Source organism: Streptomyces roseochromogenus subsp. oscitans DS 12.976 (assembly GCF_000497445.1).
Classification (GTDB): Bacteria; Actinomycetota; Actinomycetes; order Streptomycetales; family Streptomycetaceae; genus Streptomyces; species Streptomyces oscitans.
In genome coordinates, this window is sequence record NZ_CM002285.1 from 7,229,829 (window position 1) to 7,241,789 (window position 11,961).

Sequence of the window (11,961 nt, forward strand, 5' to 3'; positions counted from 1 at the left end):
GCCCGGCCGTAGCAGGCGTGCTGGCCGGTGGTGAAGACCGTGTCGGCGGCCAGTTCCAGCGGGACCAGCAGGGCCGCGATCCGGCCGAAGCCGCGCTCTCGGCCCGCCAGCGCGTACGCGGTGCCGAACACGCCGGCGGAGACCGCCAGCACCGTCGGCACCGGCAGCGGAGCCCGGGACAGCAGCACGTGCGACGCGGTGCTGAGCGTCACGACGACAGCCGTGAACAGCGCCGCGCGCACGGCTCTGAGCTGGGTCCCGGATATGTCCATAGAGAGAAGAGTCTGTCACGTACGCCGTTAAGGGACTCCTAAAGACTGCCTGTGAGTACCCGAAGGTCACAGCCCCGGGATCCGGCCATTGCGGAACAGGTCGACGAAGATCTGGTGGTCGGCACGCGCGCGTGCGCCGTAGCTGTGCGCGAAGTCCACCAGGAGGGGCGCGAAGCCCTCCTCGTCGGCCGCGAGCGCCGCGTCGATGGCCCGCTCGGTGGAGAACGGCACCAGGGACTCGCCGGAGGTGTCATCGGCGGCCGCGTGCATCGTCGCCGTGGCCCGGCCCAGGTCGGCGACGACCTGCGCGATCTCCTCCGGGTCGTCGATGTCGCTCCAGTCCAGGTCGACGGCGTACGGCGAGACCTCGGCCACCAGCTGGCCCGCGCCGTCCAGCTCGGTCCAGCCCAGCCACGGGTCGGCGTGCGCCTGCAGGGCGCGCTGGGAGATCACCGTGCGGTGACCCTCGTGCTGGAAGTAGCTGTCGATGGCCGGATCCGTGATGTGCCGGGAGACGGCCGGGGTCTGGGCCTGCTTGACGTAGATCACGACGTCGTTCTCCAGGGCGTCGCTGTGGCCCTCCAGGAGGATGTTGTACGACGGCAGGCCGGCCGAGCCGATGCCGATGCCCCGGCGGCCGACGACGTCCTTCACGCGGTAGGAGTCCGGGCGGGCCAGGGAGGAGTCCGGCAGCGTCTCCAGATAGCCGTCGAAGGCCGCGAGGACCTTGTAGCGGGTGGCCGCGTCCAGCTCGATGGAGCCGCCGCCCGGGGCGAAGCGGCGCTCGAAGTCGCGGATCTCGGTCATCGACTCCAGCAGCTCGAAGCGGGTCAGCGAACGGGCGGCCCGCAGGGCGCCCAGCAGCGGGCCCTCGGCGGTGTCCAGGGTGAAGGGCGGCACCTCATCGCTCTTGGCGCCCGTGGCCAGGGCGTGGATGCGCTCGCGGTAGGCGGCCGCGTAGACCGAGACCAGCTCGGTGATCTGCTCGTCGCCGAGCGCCTTCGCGTACCCGATCAGCGCGATCGACGCCGAGAAGCGCTTCAGGTCCCAGGTGAACGGGCCGACGTACGCCTCGTCGAAGTCGTTGACGTTGAAGACCAGACGGCCGTTGGAGTCCATGTACGTGCCGAAGTTCTCCGCGTGCAGATCGCCGTGGATCCACACGCGCGAGGTGCGGTCGTCCAGGAATGGACCACCGCGCTTCTCGGCGTCCAGGTCGTGGTAGAAGAGGCACGCCGTGCCCCGGTAGAACGCGAAGGCCGAGGCCGCCATCTTCCGGAACTTCACCCGGAACGCGGCCGGGTCGGCGGCCAGGAGCCGGCCGAAGGCGGTGTCGAAGACGGCGAGGAGCTCCTCGCCGCGCTGCTCGTCGCTGAGCTGGGGGACCGACATCGCTGGGTGCCTCCTGGTGCGGTGCATGAATGTGCATGAACGGGTACGACAGCGCTTCCGCCGTCTCCAACGGGCGACGCCACGCGGGAGTGCCCGGTTCCCGCACGAAGGTACGCAGGGATCCCCCTCCTGTGTCAGTCCCGGGGCATAGACTTCGACGCTGACCCCAGAACTGCCCGTACGCCCGTCGCCTACTGTTTTCGCCGGAGGCCATACCGTGTCAAAGCCGCCCTTCACGCACCTGCACGTCCACACCCAGTACTCGCTGCTGGACGGTGCCGCGCGGCTCAAGGACATGTTCAATGCCTGCAATGAGATGGGCATGACGCACATCGCCATGTCCGACCACGGCAACCTCCATGGGGCGTACGACTTCTTCCACTCCGCGAAGAAGGCCGGAATCACCCCGATCATCGGGATCGAGGCATATGTCGCCCCTGAGTCCCGGCGGAACAAGCGGAAGATCCAGTGGGGCCAGCCGCATCAGAAGCGGGACGACGTCTCCGGTTCCGGTGGTTACACCCACAAGACGATGTGGGCGGTGAACAAGACCGGCCTGCACAACCTCTTCCGCCTCTCCTCCGACGCCTACGCCGAGGGCTGGCTGCAGAAGTGGCCCCGGATGGACAAGGAGACCATCGCCCAGTGGTCCGAGGGCATCGTCGCCTCCACCGGCTGCCCCTCCGGGGAGGTCCAGACCCGGCTGCGTCTCGGCCAGGAAGAGGAGGCCCTCAAGGCGGCCGCCGACTACCAGGACATCTTCGGCAAGGACCGCTACTTCCTGGAGCTGATGGACCACGGCATCGAGATCGAGCACCGGGTCCGCCAGGGCCTCCTCGACATCGGCAAGAAGCTCGGCATCCCCCCGCTGGTCACCAACGACTCGCACTACACGTACGCGCACGAGGCGGGCGCCCATGACGCCCTGCTCTGCATCCAGACCGGCAAGAACCTCTCCGACCCGGACCGCTTCAAGTTCGACGGCACCGGCTACTACCTGAAGTCCACGGACGAGATGTACGCCATCGACTCCTCGGACGCCTGGCAGGAGGGCTGCGCCAACACGCTCCTCGTCGCCGAGATGGTGGACACCGACGGCATGTTCGAGAAGCGCGACCTCATGCCGAAGTTCGACATCCCGGAGGGCTTCACCGAGGTCACCTGGTTCAAGGAGGAGGTCCGCCGCGGCATGGAGCGCCGCTTCCCCGGCGGCGTCCCCGAGGACCGTCAGAAGCAGGCCGAGTACGAGATGGACGTCATCATCTCGATGGGCTTCCCCGGCTACTTCCTCGTGGTCGCCGACTTCATCATGTGGGCGAAGAACAACGGCATCGCCGTCGGCCCCGGCCGAGGCTCCGCCGCAGGCTCGATCGTCGCCTACGCCATGGGCATCACCGACCTCGACCCGATCCCGCACGGCCTGATCTTCGAGCGGTTCCTCAACCCCGAGCGCATCTCCATGCCCGATGTCGACATCGACTTCGACGAGCGCCGGCGCGTCGAGGTGATCCGGTACGTCACGGAGAAGTACGGCGCCGACAAGGTCGCCATGATCGGCACGTACGGCACCATCAAGGCCAAGAACGCGATCAAGGACTCCGCGCGCGTGCTGGGCTATCCGTACGCGATGGGCGACCGCATCACCAAGGCCATGCCCGCCGACGTCCTCGGCAAGGGCATCCCGCTCTCCGGCATCACCGACTCCAGCCACCCGCGCTACTCGGAGGCGGGCGAGGTCCGCGGGATGTACGAGAACGAGCCGGACGTGAAGAAGGTCATCGACACCGCACGCGGTGTGGAGGGCCTGGTCCGGCAGATGGGCGTGCACGCCGCCGGCGTGATCATGTCCAGCGAGACCATCACGGAGCACGTCCCGGTGTGGGTGAGGCACACCGACGGCGTGACGATCACGCAGTGGGACTACCCGAGCTGTGAGTCGCTCGGCCTGCTGAAGATGGACTTCCTGGGCCTGCGCAACCTCACGATCATGGACGACGCGGTCAAGATGGTGAAGGCCAACAAGGGCCTCGACATCGACCTGCTGTCCCTGCCGCTGGACGACCCCACGACCTTCGAACTCCTCCAGCGCGGCGACACCCTCGGCGTCTTCCAGTTCGACGGCGGCCCCATGCGCTCGCTGCTGCGGCTGATGAAGCCCGACAACTTCGAAGACATCTCCGCCGTGTCGGCCCTGTACCGCCCGGGCCCGATGGGCATGAACTCCCACACGAACTACGCGCTGCGCAAGAACGGGCAGCAGGAGATCACGCCGATCCACAAGGATCTGGAGAAGCCCCTCGAGGAGGTCCTGGCGGTCACCTACGGCCTGATCGTCTACCAGGAGCAGGTGCAGAAGGCCGCCCAGATCATCGCGGGCTACTCGCTCGGCGAGGCCGACATCCTCCGCCGGGTGATGGGCAAGAAGAAGCCCGAGGAGCTGGCGAAGAACTTCACCATCTTCCAGGCCGGCGCCCGTAAGAACGGCTTCAGCGACGAGGCCATCCAGGCCCTGTGGGACGTGCTGGTCCCGTTCGCCGGCTACGCGTTCAACAAGGCGCACTCGGCCGCGTACGGCCTGGTGTCGTACTGGACGGCGTATCTGAAGGCGAACTACCCGGCCGAGTACATGGCCGCGCTGCTGACCTCCGTCAAGGACGACAAGGACAAGTCGGCGATCTACCTCAATGAATGCCGCCGCATGGGCATCAAGGTGCTCCCGCCGAACGTCAACGAGTCGGTGCACAACTTCGCCGCCCAGGGCGACGACGTGATCCTGTTCGGTCTCGAGGCCGTGCGCAACGTCGGCACCAACGTGGTGGAGTCGATCATCAAGTGCCGCAAGGCGAAGGGGAAGTACGCCTCCTTCCCCGACTATCTCGACAAGGTCGACGCGGTCGCGTGCAACAAGCGCACCACGGAATCGCTGATCAAAGCCGGCGCCTTCGACACCATGGGTCACACCCGCAAGGGGCTCACCGCGCAGTACGAGCCGATGATCGACAACGTGGTCGCGGTCAAGCGCAAGGAGGCCGAGGGACAGTTCGACCTCTTCGGCGGCATGGGCGAGGAGAGCAGCAGCGAGCCCGGCTTCGGACTCGACGTGCAGTTCACCGAGGACGAGTGGGACAAGACCTATCTGCTCGCCCAGGAGCGGGAGATGCTCGGTCTGTACGTCTCCGACCACCCGCTGTTCGGTCTCGAACACGTGCTGTCCGACAAGGCGGACGCGGGTATCGCCCAGCTGACGGGCGGCGAGCACGCCGACGGGGCCGTGGTGACGATCGGCGGTATCATCTCGGGCCTGCAGCGCAAGATGACCAAGCAGGGCAACGCCTGGGCGATCGCCACCGTCGAGGACCTCGCCGGCTCCATCGAGTGCATGTTCTTCCCGGCCACCTACCAGCTGGTGTCGACCCAACTCGTCGAGGACGCGGTGGTGTTCGTCAAGGGCCGCCTCGACAAGCGCGAGGACGTGCCCCGGCTCGTCGCCATGGAGCTGATGGTCCCGGACCTGTCCAACGCGGGCACCAACGCGCCGGTGATCCTCACCATCCCGGCCACCAGGGTCACTCCGCCCATGGTCAGCCGCCTCGGCGAGATCCTCAGTCACCACAAGGGCGACAGCGAGGTCCGCATCAAGCTGCAGGGCCCGCGCAAGACCACCGTGCTGCGCCTGGACCGGCACCGGGTCAAGCCCGACCCGGCGCTCTTCGGCGACTTGAAGGTACTGCTCGGCCCGTCCTGCCTGGCCGGCTGACCCGGACACGAGCCCGGACATGCACAAAGGGGCGCACCCGCCACGGGTGCGCCCCTCCTGTGTGCCTGGGCTTCAACTGCCCTTTAGTTGTGGCCGAAGCTCTTCTGCTTCTTGCGAGCAACATCCGCGGGGCCGCCCTGGATGTGCGACACCGGCGACTCGTGTGCCTCCGACTGCCGCTGCGTATGCTCACGGGCCTGCTCGGCCTGCGAGGGGCGGTTCTGCGGGGCGCCCTGTTTACGGTTCTTGTTCTTGGCCATGGTGATCTGCCTCCTGTGGGGGATCTAGGGGCCAGGGCCGGGACCAGATTCACATACGCTGACATCACGCGCATGTCGGATAATTACCGTGTGTGACAGGGCTGGTGGGTGCGCGGGATCCGCAAACGCCACGCCGAAGATCGAGTTCGGGCCGTTAACCTCTGCGCCGTCGGGCAGACTCGAAGGAAGTCCGAAGCAAAACCTCCCGGGAAGAGGGTGAGTCGCGTGGACCGCTGCATCGTCCTGGTGGACGCCGGGTACCTGCTGGGAGCCGCCGCCAGCCTCCTCGCCGGTGAGCCCTCGCGGTCCCGGATCGCCGTCGACCACCCCGCGCTGATCCAGGCGCTGCGCGAACGCGCCGAGTCGGAGACCGAGCGCCCGCTGCTGCGCATCTACTGGTTCGACGGCGCCCCCGACCGCGTCCCCCAACCGGAGCATCGGCGGCTGCGTGTGATGCCCCGGGTCACGGTCCGGCTCGGCGCCCTCACCCGCAGCGACGGACGCTGGGCACAGAAGGGCGTCGACGCCGCCATGCACGCCGAGCTGACCGAACTGGCCCGCAACCGGGCCTGCTCCGACGTCGTCCTCGTCACCGGCGACGGCGACCTGCTGCCCGGCATGATGGCCGCCAAGGAGCACGGCGTCGCCGTCCACCTGTGGGCCGTACAGGCCGCCGACGGCGACTACAACCAGTCCGAGGACCTGGTCGCCGAGGCCGATGAGCGGCGCGTCCTGGACCGCGCCTGGATCACCCAGGCCGTCCGGGCCAAGGAGCTGACCAGCGTCTGCGCCCCGTCGCCCGTGCCCCGGCCCGAGATCGCCGCGATCCTGTCCGCGCCGCTGCCCGATTCCGCGCTGGCCGCGACGCCCGAGCGGCCGGCCGAGCAGGGTGCGCCCCCGGCGGCCGCCGTGACGGGGAACGGCACCCAGGAGCGGGCCGCCGCGGCCAAGGGCGTCCCCACCCCCAAGGACCTCGCCGCGCTGCGCGCCCCCGGCGCCCAGCCGGTGCAGCACCCCGCGACCGCGACCCTGCGCTGGTCCTCCGACAAGGGCTGGGTGGACCGGCCGGGCGCCGTCACCGAGCCGCCCGACGTCGCCGCCATGCCGACGCTCGCCCAGCTCACCACGGCCGAGCAGCGCTGGGCCGACCGGGAGGAGGACATCACCACGGTCGGCGGCGACCCGTACGAGGTGGGACAGGTCTTCGCCCGCCGCTGGATGTCCCGGCTCGGCGACCAGGGCCATCTGCAGAAGCTGTCGCAGCTGTATCCGCGCATCCCGCACCGCATCGACGGAGAGCTGCTGCGGTACGCCGCGCGGTTCGGGCTGCTCGCCCACAAGGACGACCAGATCGACGAACACGACCGCTACGCCATTCGGGCGGGGTTCTGGCGGGAGATCGATGTACCGGCCGCGTCAGAGAGCGCGTCTGCGGGGGAGTGAGCGGCCGGGCACGCTGTGCCGGGGATGCTTACCGTTCGCGTACGGACGTGGCCCCAAGGGCGGGTAAAGCGTCATTACCCCTTAGTCTCGTCCCTTGTGAGTACGCGCGCGGCACAGGCACCTCGGCATGACGAGGTCGTACGCGTGCGCGGGCTCGGCAAGACCTATCCGGCCGTGCGAGGGCGGCGCGGTGCGCCCGGCACGCCCGAGGTACGGGCCACCGACGGGGTCGAGCTGGACGTGCGACGCGGCGAGGTCTTCGGGCTGCTCGGACCGAACGGCGCCGGCAAGTCCACCCTCGTACGACAGCTCACCGGGCTGCTCCGGCCGGACAGCGGCAGCGTCGAGATCCTCGGGCACGACATCGTCCGGCACCCCGAGCGGGCCGCGCGCCTCCTCGCCTACCTCGGCCAGGAGTCCTCCGCGCTGGACGAGCTGACCGTCTCCCTCGCCGCCGAGACCACCGGACGCCTGCGCGGCCTGGACGTACGGCGGGCACGGGCCGAGCGGGACGCCGTACTGGAGGAGCTGGGGCTCACACCGATCGCCGGACGGGCGCTGAAGAAGCTGTCCGGCGGGCAGCGGCGGCTCGCCTGTCTCGCCGCCGCCCTCGTCGGTGAGCGGCCGCTGCTCGTGCTGGACGAGCCGACCACCGGCATGGACCCGGTGGCCCGGCGCGCGGTCTGGGCGGCCGTGGACCGGCGGCGCGCCGAGCGCGGTACGACCGTGCTGCTGGTCACCCACAACGTCATCGAGGCCGAGACCGTGCTCGACCGGGTCGCCGTACTCGACCGGGGGCGGGTCATCGCCTGCGACACCCCCGCCGGGCTGAAGGAACAGGTCGCCGACGAGGTGCGGGTCGAGCTGGTGTGGCGGGACCGGGCGCCGCTGGAGGTGCCCGAGGTCGCCGCGCTGCGCGAGCGCGCGATGGAGTCCGGGCGGCGCTGGACGCTGCGGCTCGCCCCCGAGGAGGCCCGTGCCGTCGTCGCCACCGTGACCGGCGGGGCCGCCTTCGCCGCCCTGGACGACTTCACGCTGGCCACGCCCAGCCTGGAGGACGTCTATCTGGCGCTCGGCGGCGCGGCCCGGCAGGGGCTGGTGAAGGCGTGAGCGCGGCGGCCGTGCGATGCGTATGGGTCTGCGCGAGTGCCGTAGGGATCTGCGGGACTGCCGTAGGGGTCTACGCGACTGCCGTAGGGAAGAGGAGCAGCTCGACGTGAGTGTCGTACCCGCGGAGGTTCTGCCGGGCGGTGCCCCGGCCGTGCCGGAGACGGCACGGGGCGCGGCCGAACTCGGGCCGCCCGCACGGCTGTGGCCGTCGCTGGCGGCCGTCTACCGGGCGCAGCTGTCCCGGGCTCGGGTGGCCCGGATCCCGCTGCTGTTCGTGGCCACCTTCCAGTCCGTCGGCATCGCCGTGATGATGCGGGGCGTCGTCGACAGCGGCAGCGAGGCCGAGTCCGTGGTGGCGGGTTCGTCGGTGCTGGTCGTCGCCTATGTGGCCCTGAACCTGCTCTCGCAGTACTTCGGTCAGCTGCGGGCCAGCGGGGGGCTCGATCACTACGCCACCCTGCCGGTGCCGCCGGCCGCCGTGGTGCTGGGCGCGGCGGCGGCGTACGCCTCCTTCACCGTGCCGGGGACGCTGGTGACGGCCGTCTTCGGGTGCGCGCTGTTCGGGCTGCCGCTGTCCAACCTGTGGATCCTGCTGGCCGTGATCCCGCTCGCCGGGGCCGCGCTGTCCGGGCTCGGCGCCGCCTGCGGGCTGCTCGCGCCACGGCCCGAACTGGCCACGCTGCTCGGGCAGCTGGGCATGTCGGCGGCGCTGCTGCTGGGGGTACTGCCGGCCGACCGGATGCCGGAGATCGTACGGCTGGCACGTGATCTGCTGCCGTCGACCTACGGCGTGGAGGCCTATGCCCGGACCTTCGGGGCGCACCCGGACTGGGCCGTCGTCCTGGTCGACCTGGGGGTCTGCGCGGGTGTCGGGGTGGTCTCGCTGGCCGTGGCGACCTGGGCGTACCGCCGGGCGGCCGTCCGGTGACGCGGCGCACAGCGCGACCTGGCACGATGTCAGGATGACCGCACCGCTGACTCCGCCACCGCACGACGACTCCCCGCACCAGGTCTGGCAGGCGCCGCCGCCTGCCGGGGCGCAGGATGGGGGCAGCTACGAACAGGACGGCCCCGGGATGAAGACCGAACTGCGGGAGGCCGCCGTGATCACGGTGGTCGTGACCTTGGGCGGGGCGCTGCTGGGGCTGCTGTGGTGGTGGCTGGCGCCGCATGTGCCGCTGGTCGGCGACCAGGTCGACAACAGCTGGGTCGTCTACCTCAAGGACAGCGAGGGGGAGCAGGCGATAGGCGTGGACGGTACGTTCACCCTGCTGGGGCTTGCCTTCGGGGTCGTGAGTGCGGTGGTCGTCTTTCTGCTGCGCCGGCGTGGGGGTGTGCCGGTCGTGGTGGCGCTCGGGCTCGGTGCGCTGCTCGGGTCGGTGCTGGCATGGCGGCTGGGGGTGTATCTGGGTCCCGAGTCCGACGTGCTCGCGCATGCGAAGGCCGTGGGGAAGGGGGTCGCCTTCTCGGCGCCGTTGAAGCTTTCGGCGAAGGGGGCGCTGTTGGCTTGGCCGTTGGGGGCGTTGGTGGTGCATCTGGGGCTTACGGCGTTGTTCGGGCCCCGTGACCCGGAGTCGCTGTAACCAGGGCGCGAGAAGCCGCTCCCGTCAGCCCCGCCCGATCGGCGCCAGTACCGCTTCTGTCAGCTTCGCCAAGTCTGCCGGGGACAGTTCCACTTCGAGTCCTCGCCGCCCCGCCGACACGCAGATCGTCTCGTGTGTCTCCGCCGCGTCGTCCAGCACCGTCGGGAGTTTCTTGCGCTGGCCCAGGGGGGAGATGCCGCCCCGCACGTACCCGGTGGTGCGTTCCGCCAGTGTCGGGTCCGCCATGGTCGCTCGTTTGCCGCCGACCGCCGCCGCCAGGGCCTTCAGGTCCAGGGAGCCGGAGACCGGGACCACGGCCACGGTCAGGGTGCCGTCGACGTCGGCCACCAGGGTCTTGAAGACGCGGTCGGGGGAGACGCCCATCGCCTCCGCGGCCTCCTCGCCGTAGGAAGGGTGGGCGGGGTCGTGGTCGTAGGCGTGGACCGTGAAGTCCACGCCGGCCGATGAGAGGGCGACCGTCGCGGGGGTGCCCCCGGACTGCTGCTGTTTCTTCGGCTTCTTCGCCATCCGTCTGTCCACCGCCGTCTTTCTCAGTTCAGGCTCGTCGGCGCCCGGGTCAGCTCGAACGCGGGCAGCGACGGCAGACTACGGATGATCGCCGTCTCGGCGCGAAGGAGTTTCAGCTCGTCACGGAGCCGGGACGCGGTGTCGGGCGCCTGCAGCAGCCGCTGCTTGGTCGGGGTGTCGTGCACCATCGCCGCCGCCACCAGGTAGGAGACCACCGAAGGATCGTCCGGGAGGTCCGCGCCCGTCGACAGCGAGCGCTCGCGGGCGCCCGCCAGGCGCTTCTGGTACTGGCGGAAGGAGCGCAGCACCCCCTCGGCCAGCGCGCCCGCCTCGTCGCCCGGCTCCTCCGGCAGTTCCTCGATCTCCGCCGTCAGGAACGGGCCGGACGCGTCGACGGAGAGCAGCCGCACCCGGGTCGTGCCCGTCGCCAGCACCTCGAACGTGCCGTCGGCCCGCTCCCGGATGGTCGCCGCGTCGGCTACACAGCCCACCCCGTGGACGGCCTTGAGCGGCTCCGGGCCGAAGCCCGCGGCCGGTCCCCGCGCGGGCTGTGCCGTGGGATCCGGCATGCCGGGGGCGCTCGGCGCCACCTCGTGGCCGTCGCGGATGGCCACGACGACGAACCGGCGCGGCTCGTCCTCCGGTGTCTTGAGCAACTCGCGCATCATCGCGCGATAGCGCTCCTCGAAGATGTTCAGCGGCAGCACGAGCCCCGGGAACAGCACCGTGTTCAGCGGGAAGAGCGGGAGACGGGCGGTGGTCACGACGCCTCAGCCTAGTGGTCGCCGGCGCGGGGTGTGTCCGTCATGCTCGCCGAGCGGGGCCGGGGACCAGGTCAGCAGAGCCGCGGGGACCGGCCCGGGAGGGGCCGTCAGCAGGTGCTCGCGCAGCCGCAGGAAGTGGCCGAGCGGGTCGTCGGAGAACCGGTCCCACGGGAAGGACGTGGCGTACGGGCCGATCAGGCGCAGTTCGGCCCGGGCGTCCTCCCAGCGGTCCAGCCGCAGCAGGACGTACAGGAGCTTGTTGCGGATCGGGGCGGGCCACGGGTCGGCCGCCGGGAAACGGGCGGACAGCGCGAGCGCCCGGTCGGCTGCGGCGTCCAGCCGGGCACGCGGGATCTCGGGGCCGCAGCCGTCGGTCAGCCAGCTGAGGGCCGCCCGGGCCGGCAGCGCCTGTGCGAGCGAGTCGGCCGGGGCGTCCTGCGCGGCCCGGTCGGCGAAGTCGAAGCAGGCGCCGTGCGAACCGCGCTGGAAGGTGGCCAGGAAGCGCAGCGCGGCCACATGACAGCTGTAGTGGTGCGGGGCGCGCCGCACCGCCGCCTCCCACAGCTCCTCGAAGTACCGGTGGCCGGCCCGGGAGCCGCGGGCATGGTCCAGCGCGATCCGCCAGGGCACCGGGTCGCGGTCGTCGGCCAGGGCGGCGGCGGTGATGAGCGGGCTCACCTCGCGCAGCAGCTCGGCGCGAGCCGGCGAGGGCCACACGCGGTCCACCGCCAGCTGTGCCCCGACCAGCAGGGCACCGGGGTCCTGCGGGGCGGCCGCGCGCCAGGCCTCGAACCACTCCGGGCGCGAGCGGGCGAAGGCGGCGAGGCGCCGCACGTACCAGTCGTGGCTCTC

10 protein-coding genes and 1 pseudogene are annotated in these 11,961 nt (G+C 70.6%); 5 read left to right on the forward strand and 6 right to left on the reverse strand.

The window, feature by feature from the left end; translation table 11 throughout:
- Together M878_RS80915 and M878_RS80920 are read right to left on the reverse strand one after the other, a co-directional pair.
- Window positions 1-272, reverse strand: a pseudogene (locus M878_RS80915) (hypothetical protein); the annotation flags it as partial.
- Window positions 273-338: 66 nt separating this feature from the next.
- A complete protein-coding gene (locus M878_RS80920) occupies window positions 339-1,664 on the reverse strand; it encodes a DUF2252 domain-containing protein (RefSeq protein ID WP_023551450.1) in 1,326 nt (441 codons plus the stop codon).
- Window positions 1,665-1,881: 217 nt separating this feature from the next.
- On the opposite strand from M878_RS80920, the gene dnaE reads away from it, so the two are divergent.
- The gene (gene dnaE, locus M878_RS80925) at window positions 1,882-5,421 is read left to right on the forward strand and encodes a DNA polymerase III subunit alpha (protein ID WP_023551451.1); all 3,540 of its coding nucleotides are present in this window, start codon (window positions 1,882-1,884) and stop codon (window positions 5,419-5,421) included.
- An 83-nt stretch (window positions 5,422-5,504) separates the two neighbouring features.
- On the opposite strand, the gene M878_RS98530 is transcribed toward dnaE, so the two are convergent.
- Window positions 5,505-5,681, reverse strand: coding sequence for a hypothetical protein (locus M878_RS98530; RefSeq protein WP_023551452.1), 177 nt, complete (start codon window positions 5,679-5,681; stop codon window positions 5,505-5,507).
- A 225-nt stretch (window positions 5,682-5,906) separates the two neighbouring features.
- Between M878_RS98530 and M878_RS80930 the strand changes: the two genes are divergently transcribed.
- The 4 genes from M878_RS80930 to M878_RS80945 all read left to right on the forward strand — a co-directional run bounded on the left by M878_RS80930 (window position 5,907) and on the right by M878_RS80945 (window position 9,817).
- On the forward strand, window positions 5,907-7,124 hold the full coding sequence (locus M878_RS80930; protein ID WP_023551453.1) for an NYN domain-containing protein: 1,218 nt from the start codon (window positions 5,907-5,909) through the stop codon (window positions 7,122-7,124).
- A gap of 96 nt (window positions 7,125-7,220) precedes the next feature.
- Window positions 7,221-8,234, forward strand: a complete 1,014-nt coding sequence (locus M878_RS80935) for an ABC transporter ATP-binding protein (RefSeq protein ID WP_051430135.1) — start codon at window positions 7,221-7,223, stop codon at window positions 8,232-8,234.
- 106 nt (window positions 8,235-8,340) lie between these two features.
- Window positions 8,341-9,162 carry an ABC transporter permease gene (locus M878_RS80940; RefSeq protein ID WP_023551455.1) on the forward strand — a complete coding sequence of 274 codons (822 nt, stop codon included), beginning with the start codon at window positions 8,341-8,343 and terminating at the stop codon, window positions 9,160-9,162.
- Between the two features lie 34 nt (window positions 9,163-9,196).
- Window positions 9,197-9,817: a hypothetical protein gene (locus M878_RS80945; protein ID WP_031226384.1), complete on the forward strand. Its 621-nt coding sequence runs from the start codon at window positions 9,197-9,199 to the stop codon at window positions 9,815-9,817.
- A gap of 24 nt (window positions 9,818-9,841) precedes the next feature.
- Here M878_RS80945 and ybaK read toward each other — a convergent pair whose 3' ends face one another.
- The 3 genes from ybaK to M878_RS80960 all read right to left on the reverse strand — a co-directional run.
- Entirely contained in the window at window positions 9,842-10,345 is a 504-nt protein-coding gene (gene ybaK / locus M878_RS80950; protein WP_023551457.1) for a Cys-tRNA(Pro) deacylase, read from the reverse strand.
- Window positions 10,346-10,368: 23 nt separating this feature from the next.
- Window positions 10,369-11,109 carry an LON peptidase substrate-binding domain-containing protein gene (locus M878_RS80955; RefSeq protein WP_023551458.1) on the reverse strand — a complete coding sequence of 247 codons (741 nt, stop codon included), beginning with the start codon at window positions 11,107-11,109 and terminating at the stop codon, window positions 10,369-10,371.
- Between the two features lie 6 nt (window positions 11,110-11,115).
- The coding region (locus M878_RS80960) for a hypothetical protein (RefSeq protein ID WP_023551459.1) at window positions 11,116-11,961 on the reverse strand (846 nt) is incomplete at its 5' end.